We start from the raw sequence: 17,628 nt of genomic DNA on the forward strand, positions 1-17,628 counted from the left end.
TACAATCGGGGCATGAACAAATTCGATCAAGCATGGTGTTACGAAATCGTTCGGTTGCACGAGCACGATGGCAATCGGCTTGATGATGGCCATGCCAATCTGCGTGCCATTGAAACCGGGCCGCCCATTGAAAAACAGCTCTTAACCCGGGCTTTGGCGCTTACGCGTTCAGCTAGCCTGAATCGGTCATTGTCCGATACCAGGCGAGTGATGCGAATTATCCTGTTGGCAGTTTGGGTAATCAGCTTTTTGACAGGTGCGAGTGCTGGCTTGGCAAGCTTGGGCGATGGTACGCAGCCAGTTAATGTGATTTGGGCGATCGGGGCGCTACTGCTGCTACCCACGACCATGCTGTTGGTCTGGTTGCTAATGTTTGTCATACGCGCTGGCTCGGGAGGTTGGCTTGGACATTGGCTTGAATGGCTTGCAGGCAAATTCCTGCGCAAAGGTGACACCGCGATTGCCTGGCGTGCCTGGCTACGAATGGCAGCGCGTGCCCGGACACATCAGTGGTGGTTGGCTTTCATTACCCACACTGCCTGGTTCTGGGTTTTGTCGGGCATGTTGGTGTCGCTCTTATTAGCCTTTAGTTTGCGGCACTATACGTTTGTTTGGCAAACCACCTGGTTATCTGAAGATGTATTCGTTCAGTTCGCGCGCACAGTGGGTACCTTACCCGCACAGTTTGGTTTTGCGATGCCCACTGCGGCTGACATTCGTATGAGCGGCAATATCCCAGTTGATGATCCAGCCGTGCGATTAGCCTGGGCCAATTGGTTGGTTGGAGCTTTGCTTGTCTTTGGCTGGATTCCAAGATTAGTTTTGGCAATGCTCAGTTTGTTCTTGCTGCAAAGAGCGAATGCCAGATACCGAATTGACGCGCATGATGCATATGCATTGCAGATTCAACATAAGCTAGAACAACTAGCCCGAGTCTATGGCGTCGATGCACCCCCAGGACCGGTGATGGTGCGGCAACGGCTTGTTGGCATAGAGTCCGATCAGGCATTATCACCATCGGTAGTCGCCGTTCTTGAGACTGACTTGCCAACACAACTGCATGCTCAGATGCCAGTTGATACGGTTTTGTTGCCACCGGTCGATGATTACGTTTCGAGAAAGCAAACCGAGCAACGCCTGCTTGAATTAAAACCACATCGATTGCTGCTGATTGCAGATGCCCGTCAAACACCAGATCGCGGGATGATGCGTACGATACTAGCCTTCGGTTCACGCGCGGTTCATACGGAAGTTTATTTGCTGCACTCTGATGATGAGCGCGCCAGAGTTGCATCATGGGAAAAACAGCTCAGTGAAATTAATGTGCCCATGCAGAAAGGAGATTTTGCTGCTCAGACCCGTTGGCTTAAGGGATTAACCAATCATGCACCTGAGTAATCCACTACACATTGCTGTGGTTGGTCATACCAATACCGGTAAAACCTCTTTGCTGAGAACGCTGAGCAGAGATCGTGCTTTTGGTGTGGTTGATAATGCGCCCGGCACAACGCGTCAGGTTTGTTCATTGCCGGTCTTGCTTGAGCAGCAAACGGTGCTGGTTTGGTATGACACGCCAGGACTTGAGGATAGTGTGTCGTTACGAGATTGGATTGATGGCTTGACATCCGGGCAAGGTAGGCTAGATGGACTTGATCGGGTTAATCAGTTTTTGCAGGATCAGCAATCCAAGCTTGAGTTCGAACAGGAGTGGCGTGTATTGGAACAGGTCGTCCACAGCGATGCCATGCTCTATGTGGTCGACGCCCGCGATCAAGTGCTAGCCAAGCATCGCGATGAGCTCTACTTGTTACAGTGTTGCGCCCGACCGGTCTTGCCGGTGCTGAATTTTGTGGCTAGCCCACACGCCAACCCGCAGCCTTGGATTCAGGTGTTTGCGCGCCACGGCATGCACATTCATCTTGCTTTTGACAGTATCAGCCCACCGATTAATGGTGAGCAGATGATGTATGAAACGCTAGGTCAATTACTTGGTGAGCATAAGCCATTGCTTCAAGCCTTGGCTGAGCAATCCGTTTTGAAGCGACGTGCAAGAGTGAAAGCAGCAATAGATTTGTTGTCTGCCCTGTGCCTAGACGTCGCGGCTGTACATTCATCAGTCAAGAACGAAGCTACGCAGATTGATGAGGCCGTTGACCGCCAACAGCAACACGTGCGAGATCTTGAACAGACCTTTGTAGAGCAGCTTTTAAGTCTCTACCAGTTCAGCCAAGAAGACTATCTACCACCCACGCAAGGCTGGGCTAAAGGTCAGTGGCAAGCCGATCTGTTTTCTCAGCGCACGCTCAAAGAGCTCGGCCTGGATATTGGCAAAGGGGCGGCCGTGGGCGCAGTTGCTGGGGCGGCAGTCGATGTTTTGAGTGCCGGATTATCACTTGGGACAGGGACATTGATTGGTGCGGCAGCGGGGTCAGCCTGGCAAGGCATAGATCGTTGGGGCAAAAGCATTAAGGCTAGCGTGATGGGTGAGCGTGATCTGGTGGTTGCCCGCGCAGTGCTGCTGGCGCTAGCCACGCGAAATATCCGGTTAGTGGCGGCGCTCGAGCAACGAGGACATGCCAGCCAACGACCGGTGGTTATTGCTGATGCGCAAACGAGCCCCGAGTTTGACCACGCCGCCCTGCTCGCCTGTTGTGACCGGGTCAGAGAGCAGACGTTTACACATCAGGTAAAGCAATTTTTTGGGGCAACCGTATCGCGTGCTGAGATTCAGACGGACATTGCTCAGATACTTTCGCGGGCACGTACACTCGAGCCGCTGACCTCAGATGGGTTACACTGAGCACTCGTCAGATTGTTCCAGTCCACCTGACGCCTCGGAGCTAACCTTGGCTCACCGCTGCAGTCCCATGCCTTAACAGCACCCCGGACGGGCGTTTTTCCTGATGCGCGCGCGATGATTGGAGTCGTTAACAAAACGGCTCGCGTGGCAACGGAGTCATTTAATTGTCTACAACGAATTCTTTTGCTGACCTTCGGTTGGCACAACCTCTTTTGCAAGCGATTGAACAAGAGGGCTACACACACCCCACCCCTATTCAGGCCAAAGCCATTCCCGAGGTGCTCGCTGGCCACGACCTGATGGCAGCTGCTCAGACCGGGACCGGTAAAACCGCCGGCTTTACATTGCCAATTCTGCAGCAGTTGTTAGCGGCTGGTGCCAGCAAACCCGTGCCAGGCCGACCCAAAGTTTTGATTCTCACCCCCACGCGCGAGCTTGCCGCTCAAGTTCAAGAGTCAGTAAGGACTTATGGACGCCACACTCGAATTAGCTCGATGGTCATGTTTGGTGGCGTCAATATCAACCCGCAAATCACCGCATTAAAAAAACCAGTCGACATTCTGGTGGCCACCCCCGGTCGATTGCTTGACCACCTTTCACAAAAGACATTGAGCCTGTCTGATATCAGTGTGCTAGTGCTCGATGAAGCTGACCGCATGCTAGACATGGGCTTTATCCGGGACATTCGAAAAATTCTCGCCTTGTTGCCATCCAACCGTCAAAACTTATTGTTTTCCGCAACGTTTTCGGATGACATACGCCAGTTGGCACGCGGTGTTTTACGTAACCCTGTTGAAGTTTCGGTCAATCCACCCAACACCACTGCCCAGCGTGTCGAACAAACGGTTCATCTCGTACCGCAGTCCGATAAACGAGATGTGCTGAGCCACATCATTCGTGAAAGCGGTTGGCATCAGGTGCTGGTGTTTACGCGAACCAAGCACGGAGCCAATCGCCTGGCTGAACGGTTGGTCAAAGACGGGCTACAAGCAGCTGCCATTCATGGCAATAAAAGCCAGGCGGCACGTACACGGGCGCTAGAGGGATTTAAGACTGGCAAGGTCAGTGTCTTGGTGGCTACCGATATCGCCGCACGAGGTTTGGACATTGATCAGTTGCCCCAGGTGGTGAACTTTGAGTTGCCCAATGTGCCAGAGGATTATGTTCACCGTATCGGACGCACGGGTCGGGCGGGTGCGGCTGGTTGCGCCCTATCGCTAGTCGATCAAGACGAAGTCAAATATCTCAAAGCCATTGAGCGACTGACCAAACAGACAATTGAACAAAAGCCTGCACCAACGGGTTGGGTTCGTCGTGCAGAGCCAGAATTACCCCGCCCACCTAGGCCCGTCTCGAACCGGCCTCGCAACGCTCAGTCCGACAGGTCGCGCGCGCGCTCGGCAAGTCAAACACCTGGTGCCAGTGCTGGGCGGGGCCGCAGACGAGCAGCAAACTCACCGGCGCGCGCCAGTGTGAGCCGTTAAACTACCACGCTTTAGCGGGCGGCAAACAGGGTTTGCCGCTTTTGCTGACGCTGATTTTTGATCGCTACCGATGTCAATCCATTCCACTAAACAAGAAGTCGCCAGGCGACGCACATTTGCCATCATCTCTCACCCAGACGCTGGTAAGACAACGCTTACTGAAAAAATCCTGTTGTTTGCCGGCGCGATTCAGATTGCAGGAAGCGTGAAGGCGCGTAAAGCATCACGTCATGCCGCATCGGACTGGATGGAAATCGAAAAGCAGCGTGGTATTTCGGTTGCGTCATCGGTGATGCAAATGGAGTATCAGGATTGTGTCATTAACTTGTTGGATACACCTGGTCACCAAGATTTTTCTGAAGACACCTATCGCGTCTTGACCGCCGTTGATGCAGCTTTAATGGTGATTGATGCGGCCAACGGTGTTGAGCCGCAAACGATTCGCTTGCTAGAGGTATGCCGCGCACGCAATACACCAATCATCACTTTTATCAACAAGCTTGACCGGGAGGTCAAACCACCGCTTGATTTGATTCAAGAGGTTGAGTCACATTTGCGTATGGATGTGGTGCCGTTTTCTTGGCCGATTGGAATGGGTAAGCAATTCGCAGGTGTATTTGATGTGCAGCTTGATCGCATGCGATTGTTTCAATCGGGACGCGACCGTCGTCCCGAGCAGGAAGACCAGACGATTGAGGGGCTGAATAATCCAGAGTTAGAACAAAAGTTTGGCCAGGCTTTTTTGCAGGCTCGCGAGGAAATTGAGCTTTTGCAGGCGGCCTCGCCGGCTTTTGATCATGAGGCGTTCTTGGCAGGTCGCCAGACGCCAGTATTTTTTGGGTCTGCGATCAATAATTTCGGGGTTCAAGAAGTGCTCGAGGCTTTGGTCAAGTATGCGCCAGCGCCAGGGCCGCGACAGGCGTTAGAGCGCACAGTCAACCCCGATGAGGGTAAATTCACTGGCGTCGTGTTCAAAGTGCAAGCCAATATGGATCCGGCCCATCGTGATCGGGTTGCGTTTGTGCGGGTCAGTTCTGGTCAATTTAACCGAGGCATGCGCCTGAAAGTCAGCCGCAATCAGAAGGAGATCCGCCCAAACAATGTGGTGTCATTTCTGTCGCAGCGGCGCGAGTTGGTCGAAGAGGCGTTCGCGGGTGATGTGATTGGAATTCCCAACCATGGGATATTGCATCTCGGAGACGTGTTGACCGAAGGCGAGGTCCTTCACTTTACGGGCCTGCCATTTTTTGCGCCTGAATTATTTCAGGCCGTGGAGGTTAAAGATCCATTACGCACCAAACAGTTACGTACTGGTTTGACCCAACTAGGCGAGGAAGGTGCAATCCAGGTCTTTCGGCCAGTTGCCGCAGGTGCTACCTTGTTACTTGGCGCGGTTGGCCAGTTGCAGTTTGAGGTCGTTATCCATCGCTTAAAGACCGAATATGGTGTAGAAGCCCGGTTAATGCCGGCGCGCTTTACCTTGGCGCGTTGGGTCACTGCTGATGACCCTAAGGTATTGGCCAAGTTTTTAGATGCCAACGCGGCCCAGATTGCCTATGATGTCGTAGAGGCGCCGGCTTACCTCGCGGGATCACCGGCCCAGTTACGGGTAGTTCAGGACCGCTATCCCGATGTACAGTTTCACACGATGCGAGAGCACGGTGGCAAGGTGTTTCAGTAGTTTGGGCCTACACAGGGATTTTCTTTAAAACTTATGTCTTGGCGTGTGTTGTTTGTCTTGGTGGTGTTGATGCTCGGCGCTTCGGCCGCTGCAGGCATTGGTGTTGGCAACTGGCTCGTTGATCAGGCCCCAACCATTTCGGCCGATGCACGCACCAATACAACCCGACCGCCGGAGATTGTGCGTGATGCCGCTGGCAGGCCTTTGGCTGCCATCCCGCCGCAACCGTTGCTAGACGGGTCACTTGGTCAGCCAATGGAAAAAATCCAGCCTATGTGGGAAGTGCAGGCGGTGTCTCTATTTGAGAGCAATCTTGACCCGATGGTGGTGCTTGGTCGTGGCGACCAGTCTTACACAGTGTCTGACATGCTATCTGGGGCTGGTGCTGGTTTGGGACAAGGCGAGGCAGACGTGGCAATGGTCGATTTAACGGCTGCGGCCGCGCCAGCGCCGTCTGCGCAAGAGCCTGTGCAAGTAGCCCAGGCGCCGGCGGTCACGCGTTCCTGGGATGAGCAACTCGCCGATGCTATCGACGCTTGTGACAACGTAGGATTTTTTTCTCGGCCAGGCTGCATCGAACGTGCCAGAAAAAAGTTTTGTGATCCCAACCGTGCCTGGGGACGCCATCCGTTGTGTCCATCTACCAATAATTTGGTCAACTAAGACTACTTAGCGACGGGCAAGTGCCTGCGATTTCCTCAGAGAGGCGCTGGGAATCCGCATCAGTTCACGGTACTTAGCCACCGTTCTGCGGGCGACCTGAATCCCTTCTTTATCAAGCAAGGTTGCAAGTTGGCCATCAGACAGGGGTTTATTGGCGTCCTCCTGCTCTATCAGATGGCGAATCTTGGTCTGTACGGCCATCGAAGAGGTGGTCTCACCATTACCACTGCTCAGCCCCGTGGCAAAAAATCGCTTTAATTCAACGGTCCCAAAAGGAGTGAGCATGTACTTCTGGTTAGTCGCACGTGAAATCGTCGACTCATGTAACCCGAGTTCCGCGGCTACCTCGCGAAGAGTTAACGGCTTCAGCGCACCCCAACCCGCATCAAAAAAGGCTTGTTGATGTGTCACGATAAAATCCGACACTCGCAGAATCGTCTCAAATCGTTGATTGATATTACGGATCAACCAGCGTGCCTCCTGCAGCTGTCCTTGCAAAGCAGAGTGCTCACCCGAGCGTGCTGAGCCGAGCGCTTCTGCATAGACCGCGTTGATGTTCAGCTTGGGAAGCGCAGATTCATTCAGTACAGGGCGATAGCCGCTAGCGGTTTTGCGCACAATGACGTCTGGGATGGCGTAATCAGCAGCGGGTTTGGACCATGGGCTACCCGGGCGCGGATTTAAGCGAAGGATGCATGCGTGAGCTTGCTGAAGCGTTGGTGTATCGCAACCAAGGAGCTCTTGTAGTTTGGTTAGGTTGCCACTTGCCAAGGTAGCGAGGTGGTCTTTACAAATTAAACGGGCGATCCTCAGAATGCTCTCATCACGTAAGCCGGGTAGACAGTCGTAGTCCGGTTGCTCGAGCTGCAAGCACAGACACTCAGACAAATCGCGAGCGCCTACACCGCTCGGTTCAAACGACTGTAAGAGTCGTAGTGCTGCATGTAACTCGTCTAACTCAACACCGGTGGCCGGATCTAGCATCTCTAAGATAGTCGCTAGAGACGACTCCAGAAATCCGTCATCGTTTAGGTCATCGATCAATAGACTCACCAGCGCGCAATCACGTGCGCTTACTCGGGTGGTGCCAAGCTGGCTCAGTAGATGTTCGCGTAATGTCAGGCTTGCCCCGGTTTCGGGTCTCTCAGCATAGTCATCGTCACGGCTGCGCCGGGTGCTGCTGTAGAGCTCAGCTTGCTTGTCAGGCTCCGGTGCGGATTCAACCTCCTGCACCACAGCTAGCACTTCGGCAGTATCCTCACCAGCCTGAGCCTCGAGCATCGGGTTCTCGTCAAGCGCCCGCTCAATTTCAGCCTGTAAGTCAAGGCTAGATAGCTGCAGCAGCCTGATCGACTGTTGCAAGGCAGGCGTCAACGTAAGATGTTGACCTAAACGGATGTCTAAAGATTGCCTAACCATGCTTACAATGTCGCCTATGCGTACGGATGAATCTACCTTGACCACTAAAACTGATATCGGGCAGCTAAGCTCGTTGCTTCGTCGCCTTTGCCTACCACGCTGGATCTGGCGCAGCGTTGTGCTAGTGCTGGCAGCCTTGGCCTGGCTCTGGGTTGCCAAGCAGATTCTGATCGGAGGATCACTGGTCAGTTACGAGGGGCTACAGTCCTTAGGGACACAGGTCGTCACTTTTCTGACTCGAATCAACCCATATTTATGGTGGGCAGTCACCATCATACTCACATTGATTGTACTGTCGCTGGCTCGTAGCTGGCTAAAGTCTAGTGTCAAGGCCGGTCGAGAGGTGTCTGTCTCGGTGGCCGATGTGCAAAAGCTCGCTCAAGGCATGAGTCCTGAGGGTGTAGATGTTTTACTGTGGGTATGGGACAAGGAAGCGGGTCCAGTCACCATTGGTGACTTGATCGCTGCTCGTGAACAACTCAGGCGTGGCCGCGTACGCAAACTGGCAACTGCCAGAGCCCAGCATCAGGTTCTCCTGTCGGCACGCGACGGTCAGACGCCAGGCAGTGCATCGCCTGACGCTTGACCCACGAGTACTGATAGCACAGAGACGGTGACTGATTTGTGGTGAATTAGCTGCAAGTTTGCTCGATCCGAAGGTGTTTTGTTATTCGGATGGATGTCCTTTAGTCGCTAACCCCTTGCCAAATATCGTATTTTGTGTTTATCTACGACTTATGAACTCAATTACCAACCGTTTTGATGCAGCCAAGGGAACGCTCGTTCCCGGTCGTTTTGCGTCATTTGAAGGTTGCGTCTCTGGTGCCGGCTCATCGGCCCTACTTCCCCTACTACTACCGATCGGTTGCCGGGCCTAGTGCCCCGTGGCAGTCCGGCAGCCCTTGGCCACATTTGCGACAGACGGTGAATCGTCTGGTCGTCTATCCAGTTAATTTCGAACAAAAGAGATGATTGCCTGCAAAGCAGGTCAAAAGAGGTACAAAATGCTTGCAAACCCAGCCACCAAGTACATTCCTTTCAAGCCATTTGAGCGCGACTTTTCTGAGCGCACATGGCCAAGCAAACGAATAACCCACCCCCCAATCTGGATGAGCACCGATTTGCGCGATGGCAATCAGTCGCTTATTGAGCCCATGAGCGTTGAGCGCAAGTTGGAGTTTTTTGACATGCTGATTCGCATCGGTCTTAAAGAGATCGAGGTCGGGTTTCCGTCAGCCTCTCAAACAGACTTTGATTTTGTGCGCAAACTCGTTGATGAGAAGCGCATCCCTGAGGACGTGACTATCATTGCCTTGACGCAGGCGCGCCCCGAGTTGATTGAGCGCACGGTCGAGGCAGCTGCGGGTGCCAAGAAAGCCATGATCCACTTGTATAACGCTTGCGCGCCGGCGTTTCGCAAGATCGTGTTCAACATGAGCAAAGAAGAGGTCATGCAAGTGGCTGTCGACGGCACCAAGACGGTGATGGCGTGCATGGCCAAGCATCCAGAGACAGATTGGTACTACGAGTATTCCCCTGAGGTTTTTAGCACCACCGAGCCGGAATTCGCGCTCCAGGTGTGCAATGCGGTGACTGAGGCTTGGAACCCGAGCCCACAAAAAAAGATTGTGTTTAACTTGCCCGCCACGATTGAGGCCACCACGCCCAATATGTACGCGGATCAGATCGAGTTTATGCACACACGACTCAATCGCCGCGACAGCATCGTATTAAGCCTGCACCCACACAATGATCGTGGCACCGCTGTGGCTGCTGCTGAGCTCGGACTGATGGCGGGTGCTGATCGTATTGAGGGGTGTTTGTTTGGTAATGGCGAGCGAACCGGCAATGTGGACTTGGTGACTTTGGCGTTAAATCTCTATACCCAAGGGATTCATCCTGGGCTTGATTTCTCAGATATCGATGAGGTTCGCCGCACAGTGGAGCATTGCAACCAGTTGCCCGTTCACCCACGCCATCCCTATGTGGGTGATCTGGTGTTTACGGCGTTTTCTGGGTCGCACCAAGATGCCATCAAAAAAGGCTTCGCCGTGCAAAAGCCGGATGCCGTTTGGGAAGTGCCCTACCTGCCCATTGACCCCGCCGATTTGGGCCGTAGTTATGACGCCGTGATCCGGGTCAACAGCCAGTCAGGTAAAGGCGGGGTGTCATATTTGCTTGAGCAAGAGCAAGGGTTGGCGCTGCCGCGTCGATTGCAGATTGAGTTCAGTCGGGCCATCCAGCGAGTGACCGATGAAACCGGGCGCGAGGTCAGTGCGCGTGATGTGTATGGAATTTTTGAGCGCGAGTATCTCTCGTTGCACTCACCGTTCAAACTCATCAAGCACCGGATTACGGGTGATCCTGATGCAGGTGAAGGCAAGCAGTTTTCTATTGAAGTTGAGCTTGAAATCAATGGTGAGCGCCAAGTGTTAACAGGAGAAGGCGACGGTGCCATCTCGGCATTTGTAAATAGCCTTGGTGTGCCACTGCGGGTGGTTGATTATCACGAGCACGCCATTGGCGCCGGTACCGAAACCAAGGCGGCCTGCTACGTTGAGGCCCGAATTGCCGATGCGCCGACAGGCTTTGGCGTGGGTGTTGATCGCGACATAGTGACCGCGTCTTTCCGGGCCGTATTAAGCGGTTTGAATCGTTACGTGGCGCAGTATGGCACTAGCCAATTGTCAGGCGCACTCGATAAAACAGCCGCTTAGTAAAGTAACTTACACCCGGTCCTGCAGGCGAGCCAGTTCGATGTCATCGAAACCGGCTTGCCGCCTGGCTTGCAAATTAAATGGACCGCGCAGGCGGGGCGCGTTGTAGGTCATGGCAAGACTGTCATAGGTCTCGACAGGATCTAGTCCGCGTTGTTCACATACAAACCGATACCAATAGTTGCCGATGGCAACGTGGCCGATCTCATCGCGCAAAATGATATCGAGCGTAGCGGCGCTGTCATGATCACCCGCTTGAGCGAGTTTGCTACGGATCGCTGGTGATGCATCCAAGCCCCTGGCCTCTAGGGTGCGAGGTACAAGCGCTAACCTAGCCAACAGGTCACTAGACGTTTTAGTGGCCATTTCCCACAAGCCGTTGTGAGCTGGAAAGTCGCCGTATTCATGGCCTAAAGACTCAAGCCGTGTTTGTAACAGACCAAAGTGATAGGCCTCCTCACGCGCTACTTTGAGCCAGTCACGATAGAAGGGCTCAGGCATGTCGGCAAACCGCCAGACAATATCCAAGGCCAGATTGATAGCATTGAATTCAATATGCGCTAATGCGTGCAGTAGCACGGCTCTGCCATGCTCAGTGCTTACGCTGCGGTGTTTAAGCTCACTCGGTGCCACTAAAACGGGTTTGTTCGGACGCCCTGGCGCAGCCGGTAACGGGTCCGGTTCATCAAGAGCAACAGATAAGTTAACCGGCACGTCGTCGGTTAAGTGGCGGGCCATTTCGCACTTGGTCGCGACGTCATTACACAAAAGCGCTTGTTGGGCGAGTTCGCGGGCTTCGATGGTTCGGCTGTTAGTCATCATTTAAGTTTAGCGCGCGCAGCACACACAGGCGCTAGAATGGCAGACAAATCCCTGCTTAAATCTATTGAACAGATGACTGATTCTCAAGCGACTGGCGCGCAGACAAACAACACAAGAATCCCGCTCTCGGTTTTGCTGCCAGGGTTGGCCGGCTTGATCCCGTTCGTGTTGTTGTCCTTATCTGAGGTGTTGGGCTTGGGCTTGCCGCCAGTCATCTCATTGCTGGCGTTTAATACTTATGGTGCGGTTATTTTGAGCTTTGTGGGGGCGATCTGGTGGGGCTTGGCTGCGGCTACCGGAGAGCGGGCACCCAAAGGCATCATGTTTTATTGGAGTGTTGTTCCAGCACTCATTGGTTGGTTTGCCACTTTGGTAGCACCAGATGTTGGTGTGCTGATGCTGTCGGCGGGGTTTGTGCTGCAATGGCTAGGCGATGCCTGGCTCATACGGTCCTATCCGGGCGTTGCCCCTCAGTGGTTGTTTCCTCTGCGCACGATTTTGACCGCTGGTGTATTGGCCACCATGGTAATCGCCTGGTGGTTTTTGGTTTGATGCGCTAGTCTTTTTTGCTTTTACGCTTTTTCTTTTTAGGCAGGGCCAACATAGTGCCTCGACACTTTGGACTGCCACAGCGGCAAGCATAATCTTGTTGGTCTTTTTTGGTGACTTTGCCATCCATGACCAGGCCATAGTCATAGTTCAGCTCTTCACCGCGGGTGATATCGCGTTTGGCTTTGATATAAACCCGCTTACCACCGCGCCCTTCCTCGCTTTCGCAATTGGGGTCGCAGGCATGATTGATCCAGCGCGCATCATTGCCGTGGTCATTGCCATCAATGACTTTGCCGCTACTCAACACAAAAAAGAAAGTATGAAATGGGTCGTCAGGATTAGCAGGGTGGCGTCTATCAGCCTCTTGGCTGCTGATACGGGTTCCTTGATACTCGATGATACGGGTACCTGCAGGAATATGACGTCTGGCAAATACACCTCGCCCGTGTATCTTTGACTGTCTAACAACATGCCAGACGATGTCTTCGGCTTGGGAATCAGCAGTTTCGCTCACGACATACTCCAGTGTCAGGCTTTGCTAGGCGTGGTGCTTTTCACACCAAAGCAGTGTTTGCTCTCGGGAAATGCACCGGCACGTACCTCATCGGCATACCGTTGTACCGCATGCTGTACCTCAGAAGCTAAATTGGCGTAGCGTTTTACAAACCTCGGAACGTTCTCTCCGTTTAGCCCGAGCATATCTTCAGTCACGAGGATTTGCCCATCGCAAGCCACGGAGGCCCCGATCCCGATGGTTGGGATGCCAAGCTTGGCGGAGATGGCGCTCGCAAGTTCTTCTTTGACACCCTCCAGAACAACAGCAAATGCGCCAGCACGTTCAACAGCCACGGCATCAGCCAACACCTGTTTGCCCGTTGCTTCATCCATACCTTGGGCCTTGTACCCACCCATGGTGTTAACGTGTTGAGGCATGAGGCCGACATGAGCTAGCACCGGGATTCCACGCTTGACCAGAAACTCAATGGTGGGGGCCATGATTTCACCGCCTTCAAGTTTCACAGCGTCAGCGCCACCGGCTGACAGCAGGTAGGCGGCGTTCTCAAATGCCTGCTCAGGTGTTTTCTGATACGAACCAAAGGGCATATCAGCAACCACACAGGCGTGAGCAGTTGCTCTAACAACAGCCGCGGTGTGAGCAGCTATTTGCTCCACGGTAATGGAAAGGGTATTGGGTAATCCATAAGCGACCATTGCGGTGGAGTCACCAATCAATATGAAATCAAGGTATTCGTCCATTAGGCTGGCGAATACACTGCTGTGGGCTGTGAGTGCCGCGATTTTGCGTTGCCCTTTGCACCCCTTTAATTGAGGCACTGTCACGCGTTTGATCGATTGATGAATGCTCATGGATTCTCAGTGTGCTGCTTAGTGGATATTTCAATTGCCTGCGAGCGTCTTCGATGCTCGCTTTGTGGCTGTCTTGGCTGAGGTTTTGCGGGCTACCGTTTTAGTGGTGGCCTTTGTGGCGGCTTTCGTGGCTGTTTTAGTTGCTGTTTTAGTTGCTGTTTTAGTTGCTTTTTTAGCCGCTACTTTTTTTGCAGGCGTTTTTGCGGCACGAGGCTCAAATTCAAAACCTACTTTGCCACCCTCGCCAACTGACAGATAGGCCTTGAACTTCCGATTGGTACGGCTCGATACAAAGTTCTCCAGCAAATCAGTCTTTCCGCTGTCAAGCAATTTGGTGACCTGTTCCGGTGAGATCTCTTGTTGCAGGATTACCTTGCCGGTTCGGAAGTCACAGGTCTTGTCGGGGCCAACAGACTTTTCGCACACATAATTCATACCATGCTCAAAGACTCGGGCGCTACATTTGGGGCACTTGCCAAGCGGGGTCGCGTTGGAGAAGTCCACTGGTTCAGTGTCCTCTTCTTCGCGTTGCCCAAAATCGAATTCAAGCTTGTGATCACTGTCGATGCGTAGAATCGCAGCAAACGGTCGTCCCATTTTGCTGATGAAGCCTTGCAGTGGTCCAATTTCGCGGTGCTGTAATAAGGTCTCTACTTCAGCAGGCTCAAACGTGCGTCCACCAGGGTGCTTGCTGATCGAAAAGTCGCAGTTGGTGCAAGCGTAGCGACGGTAGTTTTCTTTGACAACTGAACCGCATTTCGGGCAAGGCGTTTGCAATGTGACGTAATCACCTGGCACAGTGTCGCGATCATATTCCTTAGCTCGCTTGACAATCACTTGCGTCATCTGCGCAATCTCGCGCATGAAGGCTTGTCTGGCAAGCTCACCCTGTTCAATCTGTTTGAGCTTGTGTTCCCACTCACCCGTGAGCTCTGGAGAAGTCAGTTCTTTGACATCAAGCCCGTTGAGCAGGGTCATTAACTGTCGTGCCTTGGCGGTGGGTACAAGCTCACGCCCTTCTCGGCGCAGGTAGCCCTCGTTGAGCAAGCCTTCGATAATCGACGCACGCGTAGCTGGCGTGCCCAGGCCGCGTTCAGACATGGCCTCGCGCAGCTCTTCATCGTCAATCAGTTTGCCGGCGCCTTCCATGGCTGACAGCAAGGTGGCCTCGCTGTATCGCGGTGGTGGCTTGGTCGCTAGGCAGACCGATTCAATATCTTCAGTGCGCACAGTTTCTTCTGGGTCCACGGGTATCAGTGTGGCATCGTCTTCTTGTGCTGATTTTCCATATACAGTAAGCCATCCCGGTGACACGAGAACCTTGCCTTCTGTTTTGAACTTGTGCGCCTGCACTTGTGTGATCCGTGTAGTGACACGGTACTCGGCAGCTGGAAAGAAAATCGCCAAAAACCGTTTGACGACCAGGTCATACAACTTGGCTTCGGCTTCGCTTAGCTCTTTTGGTACTTGCAGCGTTGGAATAATCGCGAAGTGATCTGAGACTTTTTTGTTGTCAAAGATCCGGCGGTTAGGTTTGACCCAACCTTCAGCAAGGATTTTTTTAGCGTGTGGAGCCAATACCGGGGCAATGGACCCTTCACCTTCGGCAATCACCCCAAAAGTCTCTTTGACCGTGTTGATGTAGTCCTCTGGCAGATAACGCGAATCGGTTCGAGGATAGGTCAAAGCTTTATGACGCTCATAAAGCGATTGGGCTAATGACAGTGTCGCTTTGGCTGAAAACCCAAACCGGCTGTTGGCCTCGCGCTGCAAGGAGGTCAGGTCAAACAGAAGGGGTGACAATTGAGTGCTCGGTTTGGAGTCCTCTGACACGATGCCAGTTTGACCTCGGCAGGCTGCCACAACTGTCTTGGCAGCCGTCTCACTCCACAACCGTGTGTCACGTTGCTCGGCGTCCTTGGGATCTTTCTTGAAATCCGGATCGAACCATTTGCCCTCATAGATCCCGGCAGCCGCGATGAAAGTTGCGTGCACTTCCCAGTAGTCGCGAGAGACAAAGTCACGGATTTTGGCCTCTCGCTCGGCCACGATCGCTAACGTTGGGGTCTGCACTCGCCCAACCGTGGTTTTGAAGAAGCCACCGTCTTTGCTGTTGAATGCGGTCATGGCGCGTGTGCCATTGATGCCAACGAGCCAATCGGCTTCGGCACGAGATCGTGCTGCTTGTTCGAGGGGCTTTAATGACTCATCAGGACGCAGGTTTTGAAAGGCGTCCCGTATCGCGTCGCGCGTCATGGATTGCAGCCACAGGCGTGCAACCGGTTTGCTCGTGCCTGCGTACTGCTGGATATATCGGAATATCAGCTCACCCTCACGACCTGCGTCACAGGCATTGATGAGACGGTCAACATCTTTGCGCTTGATCAGTTTGACTAAAAGCTTTAATCGTTCGGCCGACTTTTTGTCGCTAGGGTTTAGTCCGAACTCTGGCGGGATGACTGGCAGATGTGTAAAGCTCCATTTTCCTTTGACGGGGTCGTTTGGCGCGATAAGGCTCAAAAGGTGACCTACGCTTGAGGATAGTACATATTCCTCACTTTCAAAAAAGTCGCCTTGGCGCGTAAAGCCGCCCAAGGCTCTGGAGATGTCCAGTGCCACTGAAGGCTTTTCCGCGATGATTAGTGCTTTGCTCATTTGTTTCCTGCAATCGTCGGAAGCGACGATACCAGCGGGGATGATACGGGCGTATTGAACTACGGCGCAAGTCGACTTAGTAGAAAATGTCCGGCCCAGCGAGTGGTTGCCTCTCGCCAGAACGCTTCCACTGTCGTGACTGCAAGCTCGCCAAGGGCCAGATGTTGCCAAGCAGATAGTAGCGTTTTAAGCGGCTCGCGGGTGTCAATGGCTGGTGCACCGTTTTGTTTTGATAGTTTCAAACCCCGATCATCTACCACCAATGGGACGTGCATAACGGAAGGTGGCGCGATTTGTAGCGCTCTGGCCAGTAGGTGTTGTCTCCCGGTGCTCGTGAGCAAGTCTTGGCCTCTCACAATATCGGTCACGCCTTGATCGGCATCATCGACCACCACAGCGAGTTGATAGGCCCAGATGCCATCTGCTCGGCGAATCACAAAATCCCCGACTTGGTGTTTCACATCCTGAGATTGTGGTCCACACCAACGGTCATTGAAACTCACCATGGCTGCTGGCAGACGAAAACGCCACGACTTAGTGCTTCGACCGGGTTTGATGCCATCCCGGCAGGTGCCGGGGTAGGGCCGCTCACCGTCAGGAAATTCACCATGCAGCGCTAGCACCGAGTCCGCAATCTCTCGTCTCGTACAAACGCAAGGGTAGACCATTGATTTGGCTTTGAGCACATCAAATGCGCTCTGATAATGGCCAAGTCGTTGCGACTGATACCAGACATCACCGTCCCACCCCATGCCCAACGCGGTCAGTTGCTGCAAGATGATTTGGTCAGCCCCGGCTGATATGCGCGGCGTATCAATGTCTTCGATGCGCACCAGCCACTTACCGGCTGCAGCCTTGGCATCAAGATAACTAGCCAGAGCAACCACCAAGGATCCCGCATGGAGCGGGCCGCTAGGGCTCGGCGCAAAACGTCCTACATACACCTTGCTGGTTCAGTGGCAGGTATCTTCGCCATCGTGCAAGCGAAGCAGTTCTTCCAAAATCAGGTGATCCACTTCTGCCTCCTGGCTCCATAGCACCATGAGCGCGATAATTTTGATGCGATCTAACGTGACAGGGCACTCTTCACAAGCTAGTGCGCGCTCGATCACGATTTCACGAAGCGGTGCGGCAAGCACCTCCGTGTTTTCTAGAAAGGTAATAAATCCAATGGCTTCAGGGCTTAATTGCCGCCGCTCAACCTCAGCATAGACCCGTGCACCATTGCCAGTGTACTGAGCCAGATCGACACAGTGTTCTGTGGTTTGGGCAAGGCCCATCAACCACTGCAATGCTTCGTCGATTTCATCATCTTCGAAGCCCGCGGCGGATAACCGCTTAGCCAAGACATCTGCCGTTGGGCAAGCTTGGGGCGTGTAGTAGTTGTGAAACAGGTACACCAGTACATCAAACATGGCCCGCCCCTCCTGTCATGAAATATATCGCTGACTGAAAAGCCATCTATGA

Annotated in this window: 15 protein-coding genes; 8 read left to right on the forward strand and 7 right to left on the reverse strand. The window is 53.3% G+C overall.

Annotated features, from left to right (window positions below; genetic code table 11):
* Window positions 1–12 precede the first annotated feature (12 nt).
* From DHf2319_RS01015 to DHf2319_RS01035, 5 genes are all read left to right on the forward strand, one after another.
* Complete coding sequence (locus DHf2319_RS01015; RefSeq protein ID WP_243478956.1) at window positions 13–1,398, forward strand: DUF2868 domain-containing protein; 1,386 nt, start codon at window positions 13–15, stop codon at window positions 1,396–1,398.
* Complete coding sequence (locus tag DHf2319_RS01020; RefSeq protein ID WP_243478957.1) at window positions 1,385–2,800, forward strand: GTPase/DUF3482 domain-containing protein; 1,416 nt, start codon at window positions 1,385–1,387, stop codon at window positions 2,798–2,800. The genes DHf2319_RS01015 and DHf2319_RS01020 overlap by 14 nt, the downstream gene beginning before the upstream one ends.
* Before the next feature lie 164 nt (window positions 2,801–2,964).
* Entirely contained in the window at window positions 2,965–4,284 is a 1,320-nt protein-coding gene (locus DHf2319_RS01025) for a DEAD/DEAH box helicase (protein ID WP_243478958.1), read from the forward strand.
* A gap of 70 nt (window positions 4,285–4,354) precedes the next feature.
* Complete coding sequence (locus DHf2319_RS01030) at window positions 4,355–5,965, forward strand: peptide chain release factor 3 (RefSeq protein WP_243478959.1); 1,611 nt, start codon at window positions 4,355–4,357, stop codon at window positions 5,963–5,965.
* Between the two features lie 33 nt (window positions 5,966–5,998).
* A complete protein-coding gene (locus DHf2319_RS01035; protein WP_243478960.1) occupies window positions 5,999–6,628 on the forward strand; it encodes a hypothetical protein in 630 nt (209 codons plus the stop codon).
* 6 nt (window positions 6,629–6,634) lie between these two features.
* On the opposite strand, the gene rpoN is transcribed toward DHf2319_RS01035, so the two are convergent.
* The gene (gene rpoN / locus DHf2319_RS01040; RefSeq protein ID WP_243478961.1) at window positions 6,635–8,047 is read right to left on the reverse strand and encodes an RNA polymerase factor sigma-54; all 1,413 of its coding nucleotides are present in this window, start codon (window positions 8,045–8,047) and stop codon (window positions 6,635–6,637) included.
* Window positions 8,048–8,084: 37 nt separating this feature from the next.
* Here rpoN and DHf2319_RS01045 point away from each other — a divergent pair, with 37 nt between their 5' ends.
* Together DHf2319_RS01045 and leuA are read left to right on the forward strand one after the other, a co-directional pair.
* Window positions 8,085–8,633 (forward strand): hypothetical protein, encoded by a 549-nt coding sequence (locus tag DHf2319_RS01045; protein WP_243478962.1) that lies wholly within the window; start codon window positions 8,085–8,087, stop codon window positions 8,631–8,633.
* Between the two features lie 418 nt (window positions 8,634–9,051).
* The gene (leuA, locus tag DHf2319_RS01050) at window positions 9,052–10,764 is read left to right on the forward strand and encodes a 2-isopropylmalate synthase (protein WP_243478963.1); all 1,713 of its coding nucleotides are present in this window, start codon (window positions 9,052–9,054) and stop codon (window positions 10,762–10,764) included.
* Window positions 10,765–10,773: 9 nt separating this feature from the next.
* On the opposite strand, the gene DHf2319_RS01055 is transcribed toward leuA, so the two are convergent.
* On the reverse strand, window positions 10,774–11,586 hold the full coding sequence (locus tag DHf2319_RS01055) for a ferritin-like domain-containing protein (protein ID WP_369810205.1): 813 nt from the start codon (window positions 11,584–11,586) through the stop codon (window positions 10,774–10,776).
* Window positions 11,587–11,622: 36 nt separating this feature from the next.
* On the opposite strand from DHf2319_RS01055, the gene DHf2319_RS01060 reads away from it, so the two are divergent.
* Window positions 11,623–12,138, forward strand: coding sequence for a DUF3429 domain-containing protein (locus tag DHf2319_RS01060; protein ID WP_243478964.1), 516 nt, complete (start codon window positions 11,623–11,625; stop codon window positions 12,136–12,138).
* A gap of 4 nt (window positions 12,139–12,142) precedes the next feature.
* Here the strand turns inward: DHf2319_RS01060 and DHf2319_RS01065 are convergent, their stop codons facing one another.
* The 5 genes from DHf2319_RS01065 to DHf2319_RS01085 are packed head-to-tail and all read right to left on the reverse strand — an operon-like array spanning window position 12,143 to window position 17,576.
* Window positions 12,143–12,652 (reverse strand): SET domain-containing protein, encoded by a 510-nt coding sequence (locus tag DHf2319_RS01065; protein WP_243478965.1) that lies wholly within the window; start codon window positions 12,650–12,652, stop codon window positions 12,143–12,145.
* 14 nt (window positions 12,653–12,666) lie between these two features.
* A complete protein-coding gene (gene panB / locus DHf2319_RS01070; RefSeq protein ID WP_243478966.1) occupies window positions 12,667–13,506 on the reverse strand; it encodes a 3-methyl-2-oxobutanoate hydroxymethyltransferase in 840 nt (279 codons plus the stop codon).
* Window positions 13,507–13,536: 30 nt separating this feature from the next.
* Entirely contained in the window at window positions 13,537–16,161 is a 2,625-nt protein-coding gene (locus tag DHf2319_RS01075; protein ID WP_243478967.1) for a DNA topoisomerase III, read from the reverse strand.
* Window positions 16,162–16,220: 59 nt separating this feature from the next.
* Complete coding sequence (gluQRS, locus tag DHf2319_RS01080) at window positions 16,221–17,105, reverse strand: tRNA glutamyl-Q(34) synthetase GluQRS (RefSeq protein ID WP_243478968.1); 885 nt, start codon at window positions 17,103–17,105, stop codon at window positions 16,221–16,223.
* A gap of 9 nt (window positions 17,106–17,114) precedes the next feature.
* Window positions 17,115–17,576, reverse strand: coding sequence for a Smg family protein (locus DHf2319_RS01085; RefSeq protein WP_243478969.1), 462 nt, complete (start codon window positions 17,574–17,576; stop codon window positions 17,115–17,117).
* Between the last annotated feature and the right edge of the window lie 52 nt (window positions 17,577–17,628).

This window comes from Orrella daihaiensis, from assembly GCF_022811525.1.
Taxonomy (GTDB): Bacteria; Pseudomonadota; Gammaproteobacteria; order Burkholderiales; family Burkholderiaceae_B; genus Algicoccus; species Algicoccus daihaiensis.